The organism is Limnobacter sp. SAORIC-690, from assembly GCF_002954425.1.
GTDB lineage: Bacteria > Pseudomonadota > Gammaproteobacteria > Burkholderiales > Burkholderiaceae_B > Limnobacter > Limnobacter profundi.
The window spans coordinates 2,909,674-2,926,353 of sequence record NZ_MQVZ01000001.1 but is presented as its reverse complement, the minus strand read 5'-3'; the positions used below and the strand labels follow the sequence as shown (position 1 = coordinate 2,926,353).

Genomic DNA, 16,680 nt, shown 5'->3' with positions numbered 1-16,680 from the left:
CTTTGCTCAATGGCCTGAACAAGAGTAGGTATCTTGGAGGTAACGCTGAATGATTGATCGATATCTTGAAATGGCAAAGAGTTTTTTCGGTGCTTCACACCCACTGTTCAATACACTTGGTGTGGAAGTAGAGGAAATTTGCGGGGGTAAGGCTGTGATGACCATCTGTCACCAGAAGTTTTTGACAGGTCGCAACGGTAGTATGCATCGTGGCGTCATCGTGACTCTGCTTGATACAAATTGTGGTTTGGCAATATTCTCCAAACTCGGTGATATGAGGGCGATTGCTACAATAGATCTGCGAGTCGACTTCATCGCAGAGGCTGTGTCGGGAGACTCAGTAAGCAGTGAGGTGGAGTGCTATGCGATCAAGAATGATATTGCTTATGTTCGTGGCCGAGCAATAAATAATCGAGATGATCGGCTTTTGGCGACGGTGTCTGGGTCATTTGCTGTGGGTACACTTGGTCCAGGCTTTGATTCTTCTATGCAATAAAAGGCGGGCATTAATGGCTGATGTAGGTACAAAGCGTGTCGGTAATGACAGAGAAGACAAAGTTGCATTGTTAAATCCTGCACAAGCAAAACTGCTGGAAGACAATCCATTTGTAGGGTTTTTAGGAATGAAGCTGGTTAATTCGGCTGATGACGTAAGTTATCAGCTTTCATTCCGCGATCAGCATATGGGCAACCCTTTATTGCGTACCTTCCATGGTGGAATCTTGGCCAGTTTTGGTGAGATCAGCGCTGCTTTGCATGTTATAGGGATTCTTGATCTTAATAGCGAGCCTCAGTGCCAAAGTATGACCTTCGACTACTTGCGCCCGGCATTCGCCGGAACCATATGTGCGGTGCCTCAAGTCATCCGATCAGGCAAACGATTCATCATCACATCAGTAGAAATCTATCAAAATCAGACATTGGTGGCGATGGGCCGATTTATTTATACCCGATAGCTCGGCCCTGAAGAGAAAATTCTATCGACCGTGTTGAATTGCTCCCCAATCCGCAGCTTCTGTGTGGTTTGCGGCTGAGTAGTCTGAGGCGGTGATCTTGGGCCTCAGCGTTATCAAAGTGAGTTGGCAATACGCCTGTAATCATCGGGGGGTTGGCCAAACCAGCGCTTGAATGCACGCCTGAAGTTGGCGCTGTCGTGGTAGTTCAGCAGCACGGCAATTTCTTCGATCGATAGAGTAGTTTCACCCAAATAACTAGCCGCTTGATTGGAGAGAATTTCCTCACGAATTTTTCGAAAACTGGATTGCTCTTTCTTCAGCTTCCTCGCAAGGGTGCGTTTGCTCATTAAAAGAGTAGCGGCGGCTTCTTCCTCACTTAGTGTGCCGGGCGGACGGGATAACATCATTTTCTTAAGGCGGTTCTGATAGCTCGATGTCTGCGCTTGAAGTTGCTCTAGCAAGACCTCACAATGCTGCAAAGCAAGTTGATAGCTTTCATGATTGGCTGAAGCATTCGGCTCAAGACACAACGCCATCGGCAATCTGAGTGTTAACTGTTCGCGGCAGAAATCAATTCGTCCGGAAAGATACTCTGCATAGATCGCTTGGTATTCAGGCGCTACATGGGTAAATCCAATCTCTGCCTCTTCCAAAGCACGGCCTAAAATAAATTCACCGAAATTAAGTAGCACAGTGACAATCAACTCTGCCACGCAACGAAGCAGATCGTTGTCCAGTTGTATCTTGAAGGTCACCCTACATTCAAGATTATCCTCAGTCTCATACAAACGCAGTTCGATAACACCAACACGAGTGGGCAGGAAAGTGTGTATGGCCTGAAATGCACTGAGCAGGTTCGGGCTGCTGGAGGCAGCAAAGCCCATCGTGCCATGAGTTGCCGGTGTCAAGCGTCTGCCCAGCCGCAGTCCGAATCCCGGTCGGCCCGACAACGCCAGTGCGTTGCGTAGAATCTGTATCTGCTGAGCCGACGTGATCAGACCGTTATCACTCAACAGCTGAGCGGCCCTAAGACCGGTACCTTGTAGTAATTCCGGCAATTGCCTAGCTGTTAGCCCGAGCTCACGCGCTATAAGCCGTGAGTAATTGGACGGAATATTCTTCACCGAGTCGACACTTGTTTTGGTGTGATGTGTCATTGAGAGGGCTCTTGTAAAATTAAATTGTCTCCAAATGACCTCTATTTTGTCAAGAAATGACCTCCTCTACATGAGGATGCATCAATAATATGATCACTCGTAGAGATAAAGGAGAAAAGCGTTGGGGAAGATTATTTTTGTTGAGCATAACAGCACCGAGCATGTCGCCAAGCTTGATGTGGGCTCTACTTTGATGCAAATTGCCGTCACCAATGCTGTGCCAGGCATTGACGGGGATTGCGGCGGAGAGTGCGCGTGCGGCACCTGCCACATTGTTGTTGACGGTCAATGGTTCAATAGAACCGGTGAGATCGCGGATGTCGAAGAGCAAATGCTATCCATGACACCGGAGCGGACTGACACTTCGCGTCTTGGTTGCCAGGTCAAGGTTACTGAAGAAATGGATGGCATGATTGTTTACTTGCCAGAATTCCAGATGTGAAAAAAGTGGAGCGATTTATGACAACGAAATCAAGCATGAGTGGCACGATTCAGACAAAGGTAATTAATGCTACGGCCAAAATCGTGCCCATGAACTTGCAGATTAGGGCGCTAAAAGTATTGATGAAGGCAAAGAGAAAAACTATTGGGCCTAAAACCCCTATGCTCCATTTTGTCGAATCCCCATTGCCTGACGTTACTACGCTTTCCATTGAGGAGATTGACGCCAGCAATCCGTTTCTTTACCGACAAGGCAAGTGCTCAGCCTATTTCAAGCGGCTGCGCGACGAGGCTCCAGTTCATTACCAGAAAAATAGCCCGTTCGGGCCATACTGGTCGATAACACGCTTCGATGATATTTTATATGTGGATAAGAATCATCAGTTGTTTTCCTCGGAGCCTCAAATCGTTCTGGGAGATCCCCCGGATGGTTTGTCCGTCGAAATGTTTATTGCCATGGATCCGCCTCGGCATGATAAGCAGCGACGGGCAGTTCAAGGCGTCGTGGCGCCTCAAAATCTGAGAGAAATAGAGGGGCTGATTCGTAGCCGTACCGGCGAGGTGCTTGACAGCCTTCCGCTGAATGAGCCTTTCAACTGGGTGCCCAAGGTATCGAAAGAACTAACCGCTAGGATGCTCGCAACCTTACTAGATTTTCCCTACGAAGAACGCCATAAGCTTGTGGGCTGGTCAGATCGATTATCGGGTGCGTCATCGGCAACAGGTGGTGAATCTACCAATGAAGATGTCATGTTTGACGATGCAGCGGATATGGCGTGGTCCTTCTCAACCCTTTGGCGCAACAAAGAAGCTGATCGAGCAGCCGGCGAAAAGGTTGGCTTCGACCTGATTAGCATGATGCAGAGTAACGAGGACACCAAAGACCTGATTAATCGTCCGATGGAGTTTATTGGTAACCTAGCGCTACTCATCGTCGGTGGCAATGACACCACACGAAATTCTATGAGTGGTGGCGTGCTCGCCCTAAATCGGTTTCCCGAAGAATTCGTTAAGCTTAAGGCAAATCCGGGGCTGATTCCTAATATGGTTTCGGAAATCATCCGTTGGCAAACCCCGCTTGCGCATATGCGTCGCGTTGCTACACAGGATGTCGAGCTGCATGGTCAGACCATCAAGAAGGGTGACCGTGTTGTGATGTGGTATGCATCAGGAAATCGTGACGAACGAAAATTTGAAAATCCCGATCAATTCATCATCGACCGTCATGATGCAAGAAATCATATGTCGTTTGGCTATGGCGTTCATCGTTGTATGGGTAATCGCCTTGCTGAACTTCAACTGCGCATTCTTTGGGAGGAGTTGCTGAAGCGTTTCGATGACATCGAAGTCGTTGGCGAGCCGGAGCTTGTTCAATCAAACTTTGTACGCGGCTATTCAAAGCTGATGGTGAAGTTGACGGAGAAGAGTAGATGAGCCATCAGGGCGGGCGAGCGTCAGAGCAGTTTGACTACGTGGTGGTTGGGGCTGGCTCGGCAGGTTGTGCGGTCGCTAACCGGCTGTCCGAGAGTGGTCTTTATTCCGTACTTTTGCTCGAGGCCGGACCAGAGAGTCGTCATAACCCCTTCGTGAATATACCTCTGGGATTCTTGCAACTCATGTTCAGCCGTCGTTACAACTGGCAGTTCAAGACTGAGCCGCAGCGGCATATGTATGGTCGTTCGTTGTTCCAGCCTCGGGGTAAGATGCTTGGTGGGTCGAGCGGCATCAACGCTCAGGTTTACATCCGTGGTCATGCTCAAGATTATGATGAATGGGAGAAACTGGGTTGTCAGGGATGGTCATACCAAGAGGTGCTGCCTTATTTCACGAAGTCGGAGAATTTCGAGCCGCCATTGAATCCGCTTGATGTGCCGTTCCATGGTCGGGGAGGTCCACTCAATGTTGCTGAACGCCGCTATACCAATCCCCTTAGTCTGGTGTTTGTTGAGTCTGCAAAGCAGGCTGGACACCGCCACAACAGCGACTTTAATGGCCATCATCAGGAGGGTGTAGGTTTCTACTACGCCTATCAGAAAAATGGTGCGCGATGCAGCAATGCACGCGCCTATCTTGAGCCGGCGTCAGGACGCCCGAACCTGACTGTACGAAGTGGTTCACATGTCACCCGAGTACTGCTCGAAGGGACACGTGCTGTCGGTGTGGAGTATCGGAGCGGGACGGGCCTAGTACAGATTCGAGCAGCGCGCGAGGTCGTACTCTGCGGTGGCGCGTTCAATTCGCCGCATCTGCTGATGTTATCCGGAATCGGTCCGCGTGAGGAACTTGACAGGCACGGCATTCAGGTGCGTCACGCGTTGGAAGGGGTGGGGCAGAATCTTCAGGACCATATCGACGTGTTTGTTCGTGCCCGGGCACGCACCCGTCTGGGTATTTCGATGCATCCAAGCTACTGGCTCAAGGGATTATGGGCCGTGCTGCAGTATCTGGCTGGTCGGCGCGGGGTGCTGTCCAGCAACGGCGCCGAGGCTGGCGGGTTTATCCGCTCCCGGCCGCAAGAGCCGATTCCCGATCTGCAGCTACACTTCGGGCCCATGCTGTACGCTAATCACGGACGGGACATTAAGACCGCAATGAGTGGTTATGGCTACATAGTCATGATCTATGGGCTTCGGCCTTTGTCACGGGGCCGAGTCGGTCTGCACAGCGCTGATCCCCATGCGGCACCGCTGATCGATCCCGCCTATTTGTCCGACCCCGCGGATGTTGAGCGACTTGTTCGCGGGGTGCGAATGGTGCGCGAGATTCTGGTACAGCCGGCCTTTGCGCCGCACCATGATGTCGAGGTTTCCCCCGGAGAGGCGCTGTTGTCGGACCAAGACCTCGCAGACTGGGTGCGGCGCAGCGCTGAATCGGCATATCACCCGGTCGGTACATGCAAAATGGGCGTCGATTCGCTGGCAGTGGTGGACCCGCGTTTGCGAGTGCATGGCGTGCAGTGTCTGCGGGTGATCGACGCGTCGATCATGCCGACCTTGGTGGGTGGCAATACCAATCAACCGGCGACCATGATCGGCGAGAAGGGCGCCGCGATGATGCTTGAGGATGCCGCGACATCCGGCGCCTGAAAAAACTTTCCCATAAATCAGTCTGAGAGAGGCCATGGCGAATAAATCGCAAGAGGTGACAGTCATCGTTGGGAGTGGGCATGCAGCAGGTGCGCTTTTGGCCGCCTTGCTGCGAGGCAGGTACCAGCATGAGGTGGTGCTGATCGGTGAAGAACCACATCCACCGTACCAGCGACCACCTCTGTCGAAGAATTATCTGGCCGGTGAGGTTGAGCAGGAATCACTGTACCTGAAGCCACGCTCGGTATACGAAAATGCAGGTTATCAATTGCGGCTCGGTGTGCGTGTCGATCAGATCGACCGAGACAGCAAGACGGTCAGATTATCCGATCACAGTAAGATCAAATACGACCGCCTTGTCCTGGCCACTGGCTCACAGGTTCGGCGCCTGACGTCGCCGGGGGCCAAGCTGAAGGGCATTTATTATTTGCATGACATGGCTGACGCGGATGCCCTGCGTGAGGTGCTCGTTCCGGGCAAACGTCTGGTTATAGTCGGCGGCGGTTTCGTCGGCCTTGAGGTCGCCGCCAGCGCAGTCAAGAAGGGTGTCCATGTTACGGTGCTGGAAGCTGCCGGGCGTCTGATGCAGCGGGTTACCGGGCCGGAGATGTCCGCTTTTTTTTATGCCAGACATCGTGATGCCGGGGTGGATGTACGACTGGATACAGGGGTGACCGGGTTCGAAACCGGGGATCACGGGTTTGTTGCCGGGGTCCGGTTGGCCAATGGCGACACGGTGTCGGCGGATATCGTGCTTGTTTCGATTGGCGTCATACCAGATACCGCACTGGCAGAGGCCGCCGGCCTGACCTGCGATGGCGGTATTCTCGTCGATGAGTTTACTCGCACCGATGACCCCGCCATTCTGGCGATCGGAGACTGCACACGCCATCGCAATCTTTTTTTTGAAGACAGACTACGGCTGGAGTCGGTAGCGAATGCTGTTGATCAGGCGCGTACTGCCGCAGCAGTATTGATGGGTGAGGACAAGCCCTACGATAGCGTGCCGTGGTTCTGGTCGAATCAGTATGACATTCGTCTGCAGATGGTCGGCTTGTCACAAGGCCATGATCAGCGTGTCATGCATGGTAGCCCGGCGGATAAGGGATTTGTGGTGTTCTACTTGCGCGACGGCTGCGTCATCGCGGTAGACGCGGTAAATTTGCCAATCGCTTTTATGGTCGGAAAGCAGCTGGTTCAGCGACGTATGATTTTGAATACTGAACTATTGAGCAATCCGGATGCGGATCTAACATTGCTCCTAATAGCTACCTAACGAAATTTTGAACCGCTCTGAGATTTGTGAGACTCCGTTGTTTGACACAATGGTGCCATCATCAGCAAACCCGAATTCAAATTCGCCCCTGAGCTTTGCAGGCGAGCAGTTCGCATGACAAGGGAAGTCTGCAAAGATTGGTTCAATTGCCATCGACTGATGGTGCCTCTGATAGACTTTTCTCCCGACGCAGATTTAAGTACGATCAACGAATCGGTTAGTAGGCGGAATATACCTGCACTTATGCAAATTGGCCTCAACGAAAACCGGGACTGTTCAACATTTCAGTAAATAATATGTTAACTAGTAAGACAACATATGAATGTAAGCCGAATCCCAATCCGAATTGTACAAGTGTTAACGGTTGTTTTCTGTTTCCTACTGTTCGCCTGCACCTCCGATTCCAATGACAGCGAAAACCCCGCTAGCACCGGGGGTGTAACTGCATCAAGTGAGTCGACGAGAACCGTCTTGATGTTGGGCACCCGGTCAAGTCAGTCCAGACCGGTGCAAGTGATTGAGGCAAATGAGGGTCAATGGACTAGTTATGAGCGCGCCGAAGATTTCCCATCAACCGTAACTTTGCCCAAAGGCTTTATTCGCATGCGCGATGGCATTGAACTGGCCTACACAGTCACTTTGCCTGCAAACGAATCTGCTCAACCCATTCCCGCTGAAACGTATCCCGCCATTTTGATACAAACCGCTTACAACAAGGCGGCGGGTGCATTTGTGCCTGCGATCGGGGGAGCTGATCCATTTATGGTGAAGCGAGGTTACGCCACAGTCGTTGTTGATGTGAGAGGTACGGGTAATTCACAGGGCGTTTGGGATGCGTTCGGGGAGAAAGAGCAGGGTGATTATTCCGAGGTTGTAGATTGGGTGATTTCTCAACCGTGGAGCAACCAAACAGTGGGTGTGTACGGAGTCTCTTATTTGGGTATCAGCGCGATTTTAACGGCTGCGAAAAATCACCCTGCGGTTAAAGCTGCGTTTCCAATAGTGCCGATTGGTGATGGTTACCGAGACATTGTGTTCACTGGAGGACAAGTCAACCCGACCTTTATACCGCTATGGATGGGGTTGGTGACCGGGCTTGGCGTGGTGCCGTTTGATGCTTTACAAACGGACCCGGCCCGGGGGATTGAGTTGTTGGTGTCGCACCTATTGAATGGGGTTGTTCAATTTCAGGTGCCAACAATTCTCAAGGCGCTTTTGGGCGAAAATGAAACAGCATTTGATGGTGAGTTTTGGAAAACCCGTTCTCCGCTTGAACAGGCTGACAACATCAAGGTGCCCACTTTCATCGTGGGCGGCCTTCGTGACCTCTTCCAACGAAGCGAGCCCATGTGGTTTGAGCAGTTAAAGGGCCAAACCACAGCCAAACTATTGATAGGGCCTTGGACGCATATTGAATCTGCCGGAATTCCAAGCGATGGGTTGCCTCGTGACGGGGTTCCTACTTTGCAACAAATTCAGTTGATGTGGTTTGATCAGTACTTAAAAGGCATGGATGTAGGCGCGGACAAGTTGCCCAACGTGACACAGTATGTGCTGGGGCATGAAAAATATGTGACAGCCAGTGATTGGCCTCATCCAGGTGTCCAGGCCACCGAGTTTTATCTGCGTGGCGACAAATCGTTGAAGCCAGAACCAGCAGAAGCGATGGAGGCATCCAGTGTGATTCTCCAGGCGCCGCTTTTCGGTCTTTGTTCCTCTTCGACCAGCCAGTGGACAGCAGGGGCTCTTGGTTTACTTCCGATTTCTTGCAACACGGAGGACACCTTCAATCAGATTCCATCGGCCAATTTCAGAACGCCGGTACTTACTGAGGATCTTTATATCAATGGACCGATCGCCGCAGATGTTTGGATTACCACCACAGGCCGGGAGGCTGCATTGTCGGTCCGTCTATCTAGTTATGATCCAGCAACCGGTCGATCAAAATCAATCAGCAATGGATTGCTAACGGCATCACATCGGGCCGTGGATGACACAAAATCCAGGTTTATGAACGGTCTGCGAATTCAGCCGTGGCATCCATTTACTAAAGAGGCCGTGTTGCCAGTACAGCCTGGTGCACCAATGTTGTTGCCAGTAGAGATTTTCTCGACCGCAGCAGTTATACCCAAAGGGCATCAACTTCAGGTGTCGATCAATTCAAGTAATTTGCCGCAAGGTTTGCAACCAGTGCCGCAGTTGCTCGGTGGTTTATTGGGTGCAATCAATATATTGAATAGCGACGAGCATCGTTCAAAGATTGTGTTGCCTGTTGTACCAACAAGTGCATTGAGCCAATGAGCCATCTTTCGTACACTAATTACTGAACTGACAGAGGGAGGTTGGGGATGACTGCAAGGCGTCTAATTGTTGCCTCCCTTTTGTTGGTTTTTCATGCTTTGGCTTTGGGCGAATCAGTTCTATCTGTGTCTATCCCTGCACCCAACGATGCGCAGCTTAATGCCCATGTTTATCCTCCCTCATCAAAAACTTGTAAAGGTGTTGTCGTGGTTTCGCATGGCGCAGGTGGCAATGAGCGAGGGTATTCCTATCTCGGTGAGTTTTTTGCATCAAGCTCTTTTTTAACCGTGATTCCAACCCATCGTCTGAGCGACAAATCGGCATTGACCCGTTTGCGAAAAGACCATGGGCTTGAGGATGGTTTGATTCAATTGACTACCAATTCAAAGGCCTATAAAGAGCGACTCGTCGACATTGGTATTGCCAAATCGTGGGCAGAGAAAAAATGTGATTCGGGGTTTTCGGTACTGTTGGGGCATTCGATGGGAGCAGCCACTGTGATGTTGGAGGCTGGCGCTAAAAACTTGATGGACTTAAGCGGTGAGGATCGATTCGATGCTTATATTGCACTCTCACCTCAAGGAGAGGGTGCAATTTTTAATGCGAAATCATGGAGTCCAATACAAAAGCCTTTGCTATCAATAACAGGGACAAGGGATGATGAATTGAGCGGTAATTCGTGGAAACACAGGACACAGCCTTTCAAGAATATGTCCGCCGGGTGCAAATGGTTGGCTGTCATTGACGATGCAACGCATTTGAATTTTGCAGGACTGGGTTTTTCATATCGGACTGAGAAATACACTATAGAGGTGATTGATGCTTTCCTGGCAGGTATTAACAAGGGGTGTAGAGCCCCGACATCGTTGAAGTCGCTTCAGGGGCTTTATCTCTTCCTGGAAAGTGATTTGTAGTGGTCCCGATCTGACTCGATAATCAATCTCGACGCTCTTCTAACACGGCACCGCTTATCATCGTCCAAACGAAAGTACCGATTTCCTCGAGAGAATAGCGACCACCGTCACGAAACCAGGTAGCCACCCAGTTTAGAGCGCCCAGTCCAATCAATCGCAGCAAGTCTAGATCAACATCCTTGCGAATAACACCTTGGTCGGCCAGTGACTTCAGCATCGCTGCCCACAATGCTTCATAGCTATCGCGTAGGCTGATCATCTCCTTTCGAGCATTGCCACGTAAGGATCGCCACTCGAACAACAGCACATAAACCATATCTGAGCCACTGACCAATAACTGTAAGTGTGCGTTGATACCACGGCGCAGTTGTTCAGCGGGTTCGGATACTCCCGCAACAGCATTGCTGACATCGTTAGATACTTGCTCCAAGCCCAGACGCATGAGATCAACCAGAATGTCCTCCTTGGTTTGGTAGCGATAATGCAGGCTTCCGGGGAGCATGTTACAGGCCTCGGCAATTTCCTTGACCGTGGTACGGTCATAACCCTGTTCGCGAAAAAGGCGCGCCGCGGAGGCCAAAACAAATTGTCTGTCAGCTTGGGCTACCGGTGTAGACTGACGCTTTTTCCTCACAAGCTCCCCCTGATTGTTATTTTTAGCAGTTTGATTTTACCCCAACATACATCAGGAAGCCCCTTGCAACGCCATTCTCTTTACCGTCATCAGTATCAGACGCGCCACTGTGTATTGGAAGTGATTCCAATTTCCCTGAACTGAACCGCCCCGGTTTTTGTAGAGGCCAATTTGCTCAAGTGCAGGTTTGTTTGGCCTGCTGACCGATTTGTTGATAATAATTAATCGTTGCTTCTGCGGTGAATGACTTCGGCTTTATAAAAATCATTGATGGTCTATGCAAGTGCATTGTCATGGCTGTCGCTCTTGCTGCCCACTGATGGTTCAATGCCGGTGCGTGTTCAAAGCCGAGTTCAAAGCCAAGGTGGCGTTGGCAGGCTAGGTGTTTCCAATAACCAGAAGGGGCAGTCTGGAAGGTCTTGCAGATTGACTCAACCCCTAAGGTTTGGTGATGTTCGTCGATGAAGCGCCTCATTTCTTTTTGAGGCGGTCGAATTCCGCCTAGGCGAAAAAGGTACTGGCCAGCAGCAACTCTCACATCCGTTTCATTCCGTTTCATTGCGTTTATCCAGAGAAAAAAAAGGTCGCATAAAGCGACCATTTCAAGTTACTGCCACAATGGTGTTTTTATCAACACCTAAAAACGTTGTGTAAGACCCAGAGAGAAAAACTCTGCATCCAAGTCTGCAATGCCCTTAAATTCGCCACCGGACACTTCTACTGGAGTCACCTTATTGTTATTCCCAACTTGACCCGCATCAATGTCAATAATGCCAAACGCCAGAGAGATGGTTGTATCCCGACTAGGCGTGAAACTAGCCCCCAGGCCATAGAAACGGCGGTCATTATCAGGTAAAATGGGAACTCTTAAGTCGTCACCCACTATACCGTTCTCCATGCCGTAGCCGGCATGCAAGGTCAGACGCTTATATGCTTTGTAATTCAGACCAATCCTGTAAGCATGCGCCACTTTGAAATCTTGCGGTAGGTCCTCAATGACACGGCCATTACTAACCCGTTCATAACGCAAAAATGTTTCGGTCCAGTCTTGATAGGTGTAAGTGGCCATTAGGTCCAGCTTTGGGCTGTAATGGTGAAACAATGAAATTCTAAACTCATCCGGGAAAATCACCCTCTGGCGTGCTTGCTGTTGCGGTGCTAGATCGGCGGCGGCTTGTGGGCCATTCACCCCCAGCAAAGGGCCACCAATTGCAATCAAACCACCGTTGAGAAACTCACGGAAAGCTGCAGTGTCAGCGTTTTCGTTAACTGTTAATTCGCCCTGATTGCCGTTGAAGCGGGTTTTGGGGCGGTACGACGCACCAATCCGAGTGCGATCCGTCGGCTCCCACAGCAGGCCGGCTTGCGCATTTAAGGCCCATCCTAAAATTCGCAATTTGGCATCTGTTTCACCAGGAATGGGAGGAGCCTGTCCTAGGGCACTCAAGCTATCCAAAAGAGCAGTAGTGCCTGGGGGGCCTAGTTTACTTACTGCATCGCGGAAATTCAAACGCAGTTTGATGGATTGAAAGTAGCGCTCATAAGAACCATTGGCACCAATGGATAGGGTTGGTGTCAGTTTATAGCCAAAGCCCAGGTTCAAGCGCGTTATCTTCAAATCACTCTCGCGACCAGAACCACGGCCTGGGAAATCTTCGCGATAACGGGTCAACAAACCATGAGAACCCGATGCGCTGAAACCCACCACCAACTTGGGACTGACCGGAATAGCCACGAACAAGCCCGGAATAAACAGGGCTGAGTCATAGCCGTCTTTTCTGGAAAAGAACTCACCGTTTGAGCCTTGGCGTCCATCGTCGGTTGGGGGGCCATCGTTGTCTTGAGTGGAGGTGTAATCGTTGTCGAAGGTGGCAATGCTGGCCACGTTCAACACCTCGATGCGCTTGAATCGAGTCAGAGCGGCGGGGTTAAAAAAGATGACTGAAGCATCCGAGGCCTCAGCGGCCTGCCCAGCGCCTGCCGTGGCGATACCCATCGTGCTTTGATTATCGTTGGCTGTACCACCAGCAAAGGCCTGCTGGCTAAGTGAAAATGCCGTGACTGAAAACGCGACGGCACAGGCTCTCCGAAGGGAGCTTTGCTGCAAAAACACCATTGGTCTGTCTCCTCGCTCCGACCTGCAGGGTCGCAGTGCGCCCGGCTTTGAGTGTCGTGAGTTTTGTGCTGGTTGTTTTTAAAATTTTACTGGGTCTGCTCACTGAATAATGCTTGAGTAAAGACCCTATGTTTACAACGATTAACATTGATACTGACGGAAATGTAACCCAGATTCAATCAATCGTTCAAATTTTTTTTTATCAAACCAGCGAAAGTCGTTCCTTCCACAACTTCATGGGCGCGTCCATATTGGCCTGCATGGGGTGAAAGCCCGGTTTGTAAAATTTCAACAAATCGGGAATCATTTTGCGGAAAACCCCTTTGCGGCCGAAATACAGATCGGTGAATTTCAACCAGGATTTCATGTTGTAAAGCTCGCCGTCCTGTTTCATGCAGCTCAGCATGGCCGCCAGTACCACGGGGCCAATGCCAATCGATACGATTGTCATTGCAATTGCGCGTTGTGAGTACGAGCCGCCAATGGCCAAATGCGTATCGAAAGCCACCGCTCTGTGCTCGCTTTCTTCCATGGCATGCCAATAAATCAAATTCTTGATGGTGGGGTCGATAATCATGTTGTGAAATTCTTCACTTTTCATGATGTGTTCAGCGATCACGGCCGTGTAATGCTCAACCGCTGCGGTACCCGCCAGGCGTGCCTTGACGGACAGCAGTTTGTTCAGCTTCCTGCGCGCCCAGCGAGTGCGTGCATCCCAAACATTCACGTTGATGCCCTGGCGTTTCAATTCTGCATTGGCTAGAAGATGCTCTTTGCCATGCATGGCTTCCTGCCCAATAAATGCGCTGATTTCCCGCAATAGGCTTCATCTTTCACCCATTTTTTGCATCTCGCACAGAATCTACAAAAAATTGTTCGCCTTCGGGAAAGTAGGCCTGAAAAGCTGTCCAGACGTGGCTGCTGGCAGGGTCATTGTTGACAAAATGGCGATTGATATTCGAAAAATCAAAATCCATTCGACGAACCGGAAAGCTGGAACCTTTCTGGTGAATTGAAACGGGTGTGCGCATGACAGCCTCCACAGACTCATTTACATCATTACCATCAATGACGTTGACAGTAGTTGATGTAATATTACAGATGTGGAATTAAAAGTAAAGCGATGTAATGACGTGCTTTACTAGATCACTTCTTCGTCTTTCAAAATTCGCAGTTGCAATTCACGCCACACCCGCGTGCCGGTCTCGTCAAAGCGCAGCACGCTTTCAAAGAATTGTTGCCGTGCAGCAGCATTGATCCACTCGGCAGGTAACAGTGGATCGCGGCGTACTTCATAAATGGCTTGACTACCCACCAGGTAGGCGTCTCGGGCCGCTTTCTCCAGTTTCATGCGGGAATAGCCCTGCATCCAGTCATTCAACTTTTTGGTGTGACTTAAATACAGTTTTTCGAGCTTTCGGATGTCCCATAATTTTTGAATCGAGACGATTTGAGAAGGGGTGACGGGTTTCATTTCAAAAGCAAGAATGTTTTTCTCGACTCCCTGAGCCAGCAGTTTTTCCTGCAGGCCAGCAAGGCCCAGATTCAGGTTCGCCGGCCGCAAGAAAAGGCCTTGCTCAAACTCCCGAAAGCCCTGCAGTGCAAGTGCCTTCTCGCGAAGTTGCAACTGTTTGCGATTGCTGCGACCAAGATGGGCTGTAAATACCGCGTAAAAATTTCCATTCCAGTCGCAGGTCGCTGTAAGCCTGTTACTCCACCCTTGAATGTCTTGACCCGTGAAGGCCGCCTGCCTACCCAGGGTGTAAACGCCCCGGCCTGCCGATTTCAATTGCCCTTCAGCAACCAAGCGGGCCATTGCCACCCTTGCACTGTTTTCTGAGACGCCAAACAGGCTGCAAGCCAGCACAATGTGAGCGGCCTTCACTTGGCGACCCTTGCCAGCTAACATCAGGCCGAGAATTAATTGTTTTGGGGAAGCGTTTGTTTTCACGGGAGTTTTTAATAAATTGGAGGTAATAGTCTAACTTGTTGCAGGGCAGGGTGGTGGGGTCACCCTGCTGCCTGCTGCAAATTCGATATATTGAAGAAAATAACAAAAACAGCGTAAATTGCATTGCGCTGTAACATTCGGAGACCCTGCAACCATGAACCCGATTCAGTTTGTGGCCGAGAAAGCTGTTCGTGCAACGCTGCGCAGCACTTTCAAAGCGCCCGGTAAACTTCCAATTCCGCTCAGTTGGCTGGCGGCTACCATGAACGCTGGGGCACCACTGTTCAAGGTTCGACCCGATGCCCGCGTTGAATACCTGGAATTGGGCACCTGCATGTGTGCGCTCGTTCGCCCAGCTGATTCGCACACCGACCAGGTGTTATTGCACATGCATGGCGGAGCGTTTTTTGCCGGTTCGCTTGAAACGCATTTACCCCTGGCCAGTGAACTTGCTGTGCGTTGCAATGCCCGGGTGTTCCTGGTTGATTACCGGTTGGCACCGCAGGATCCTTATCCGGCGGCGCTTGAAGATGGCATGGCTGCCTATCAGGCCTTACTGGATCTCGATGTCAATCCAAAAAACATCACTTTGGTTGGAGACTCTGCTGGCGCAGCTCACATCTTGTCCATGGCCATTTATGCGCGCAACGAAGGTCTTCCCCTGCCTGCAGGTTTGGTGATGATTTCTCCTTTTGTCGACATGACATTGACAGCCGCCTCCATTCAAGCCAAGGCCAAGGCCGATCCCATGTTGAGTGTGGTGCCATTACAGCGCGGGGTCACTGCTTATTGCGGCGACGTGCTGCCTGCGGACCCCAAAGTGTCGCCTGTATTTGCTGACCTTGAGGATTTGCCACCCTTGTTCATTCAGGTGGGCAGTGATGAAATTTTGCTGGACGATGCCTTGTTGCTCGAACAACGCGCCAAGGCTGCAGGTGTGCAAGTAAGCTGCACAGTGCACGAGGGTATGTGGCACAACTTTCAAATGTTCAATGCCTTGGTTGAAAAAGCCGACAAGGCCTTGTGGGCAATCGCCGATTTTGTACGAAGAGGGGAACAGGAATGAAGCAATGGGCATTGGTAACAGGCGCATCGTCTGGCATTGGTTTGCATTTGGCAGAGTGTTTTGCGAAGGATGGAGTTTCCCTGGTGCTCAGCGCACGCAATGAAGCCAAGCTCACTGAGCTGGCCGCTGACTACATGGGCAAATACAAAGTGGATGTCATTGTGATTGGATCGGACCTGTCCAAGCCCAACGCGGCCAGCGAGCTTGTAGCCAAAGTCAAGGCGCACAGCATTGAGCTCAGTTATCTGGTTAACAACGCAGGCGTGGGCACTTACGGTTTGTTCAAGGACACGCCAGTCGAGGACACCACCAGTATGCTGCGCCTCAATATGGAAGCACTCACTGTGCTTTGCAGTGGCTTTATGCCCGATTTGCTGAAGACACGAGGAAAGATCCTCAATGTGGCTTCTACGGCAGCATTTCAACCCGGCCCGTACATGGCGGCCTACTATGCGACCAAGGCCTATGTGCTCAGCTTTAGTGAAGCGCTTGCCGAGGAGCTGGTCGACAGTGGCGTTGCTGTGTGTACCTTGTGCCCCGGCCCCACTGCATCGGGATTTCAGGCCGAAGCGAACATGCAGAAATCCGCCTTGGTGCAAGGCAAGCGCATGCCAAGCTCAGAAGATGTTGCCGTCAAAGGTTACGCCGCAATGAAGCGAAACCAGCGTGTTTACATTCACGGTGCACTGAACTGGACCATGGCACAAAGCATCCGCTTCACGCCACGTAGCTGGGCGACCAAAGTGGTGAAGTTTATTTCAAAGCCTGTGGCATAAATGGAA

The 16,680-nt window shown here is 50.9% G+C and carries 17 protein-coding genes and 1 other annotated feature; of the genes, 10 read left to right on the top strand and 7 right to left on the bottom strand.

The genetic code is table 11. The annotated features are described in order from the left end of the window. The first annotated feature begins 49 nt into the window (after positions 1-49). Positions 50-496 carry a PaaI family thioesterase gene (locus tag BSZ31_RS13960; RefSeq protein ID WP_205882397.1) on the top strand — a complete coding sequence of 149 codons (447 nt, stop codon included), beginning with the start codon at positions 50-52 and terminating at the stop codon, positions 494-496. A gap of 13 nt (positions 497-509) precedes the next feature. Next, positions 510-956, top strand: coding sequence for a PaaI family thioesterase (locus BSZ31_RS13955; RefSeq protein WP_105029256.1), 447 nt, complete (start codon positions 510-512; stop codon positions 954-956). Between the two features lie 113 nt (positions 957-1,069). On the opposite strand, the gene BSZ31_RS13950 is transcribed toward BSZ31_RS13955, so the two are convergent. Further along, a complete protein-coding gene (locus BSZ31_RS13950) occupies positions 1,070-2,113 on the bottom strand; it encodes an AraC family transcriptional regulator (protein ID WP_105029255.1) in 1,044 nt (347 codons plus the stop codon). Positions 2,114-2,234: 121 nt separating this feature from the next. Between BSZ31_RS13950 and BSZ31_RS13945 the strand changes: the two genes are divergently transcribed. From BSZ31_RS13945 to BSZ31_RS13920, 6 genes are all read left to right on the top strand, one after another. Next, a complete protein-coding gene (locus tag BSZ31_RS13945; RefSeq protein ID WP_105029254.1) occupies positions 2,235-2,555 on the top strand; it encodes a 2Fe-2S iron-sulfur cluster-binding protein in 321 nt (106 codons plus the stop codon). A gap of 17 nt (positions 2,556-2,572) precedes the next feature. Then, a complete protein-coding gene (locus BSZ31_RS13940; protein ID WP_105029889.1) occupies positions 2,573-3,988 on the top strand; it encodes a cytochrome P450 in 1,416 nt (471 codons plus the stop codon). Next, positions 3,985-5,640, top strand: coding sequence for a GMC family oxidoreductase (locus tag BSZ31_RS13935; protein WP_105029253.1), 1,656 nt, complete (start codon positions 3,985-3,987; stop codon positions 5,638-5,640). The genes BSZ31_RS13940 and BSZ31_RS13935 overlap by 4 nt, the downstream gene beginning before the upstream one ends. 34 nt (positions 5,641-5,674) lie before the next feature. Beyond that, a complete protein-coding gene (locus BSZ31_RS13930) occupies positions 5,675-6,916 on the top strand; it encodes an NAD(P)/FAD-dependent oxidoreductase (protein ID WP_105029252.1) in 1,242 nt (413 codons plus the stop codon). A gap of 603 nt (positions 6,917-7,519) precedes the next feature. Next, complete coding sequence (locus BSZ31_RS13925) at positions 7,520-9,217, top strand: CocE/NonD family hydrolase (protein WP_240605722.1); 1,698 nt, start codon at positions 7,520-7,522, stop codon at positions 9,215-9,217. A 47-nt stretch (positions 9,218-9,264) separates the two neighbouring features. After that, entirely contained in the window at positions 9,265-10,131 is an 867-nt protein-coding gene (locus BSZ31_RS13920) for an alpha/beta hydrolase (RefSeq protein ID WP_105029250.1), read from the top strand. Between the two features lie 22 nt (positions 10,132-10,153). Here BSZ31_RS13920 and BSZ31_RS13915 read toward each other — a convergent pair whose 3' ends face one another. From BSZ31_RS13915 to BSZ31_RS13890, 6 genes are all read right to left on the bottom strand, one after another. After that, the gene (locus tag BSZ31_RS13915) at positions 10,154-10,765 is read right to left on the bottom strand and encodes a TetR/AcrR family transcriptional regulator (protein ID WP_105029249.1); all 612 of its coding nucleotides are present in this window, start codon (positions 10,763-10,765) and stop codon (positions 10,154-10,156) included. Between the two features lie 175 nt (positions 10,766-10,940). Next, positions 10,941-11,324 (bottom strand): hypothetical protein, encoded by a 384-nt coding sequence (locus BSZ31_RS13910; protein ID WP_146106709.1) that lies wholly within the window; start codon positions 11,322-11,324, stop codon positions 10,941-10,943. Next, positions 11,166-11,282 (bottom strand) — a sequence feature (AL1L pseudoknot). It overlaps the preceding gene by 117 nt. Positions 11,325-11,402: 78 nt before the next feature. Beyond that, the gene (locus BSZ31_RS13905; protein ID WP_105029247.1) at positions 11,403-12,881 is read right to left on the bottom strand and encodes an OmpP1/FadL family transporter; all 1,479 of its coding nucleotides are present in this window, start codon (positions 12,879-12,881) and stop codon (positions 11,403-11,405) included. A 202-nt stretch (positions 12,882-13,083) separates the two neighbouring features. After that, positions 13,084-13,701, bottom strand: a complete 618-nt coding sequence (locus BSZ31_RS13900; protein WP_146106708.1) for a metal-dependent hydrolase — start codon at positions 13,699-13,701, stop codon at positions 13,084-13,086. Positions 13,702-13,714: 13 nt separating this feature from the next. Continuing rightward, complete coding sequence (locus tag BSZ31_RS17640; RefSeq protein WP_105029245.1) at positions 13,715-13,912, bottom strand: metal-dependent hydrolase; 198 nt, start codon at positions 13,910-13,912, stop codon at positions 13,715-13,717. Positions 13,913-14,022: 110 nt separating this feature from the next. Then, positions 14,023-14,790 carry a PaaX family transcriptional regulator C-terminal domain-containing protein gene (locus BSZ31_RS13890; protein WP_105029244.1) on the bottom strand — a complete coding sequence of 256 codons (768 nt, stop codon included), beginning with the start codon at positions 14,788-14,790 and terminating at the stop codon, positions 14,023-14,025. 196 nt (positions 14,791-14,986) lie between these two features. On the opposite strand from BSZ31_RS13890, the gene BSZ31_RS13885 reads away from it, so the two are divergent. Together BSZ31_RS13885 and BSZ31_RS13880 are read left to right on the top strand one after the other, a co-directional pair. Further along, complete coding sequence (locus tag BSZ31_RS13885) at positions 14,987-15,898, top strand: alpha/beta hydrolase (protein WP_105029243.1); 912 nt, start codon at positions 14,987-14,989, stop codon at positions 15,896-15,898. After that, positions 15,895-16,674 (top strand): SDR family oxidoreductase, encoded by a 780-nt coding sequence (locus BSZ31_RS13880; protein WP_105029242.1) that lies wholly within the window; start codon positions 15,895-15,897, stop codon positions 16,672-16,674. Before BSZ31_RS13885 ends, BSZ31_RS13880 begins: the two co-directional genes overlap by 4 nt. The last annotated feature ends 6 nt before the right edge of the window (positions 16,675-16,680 follow it).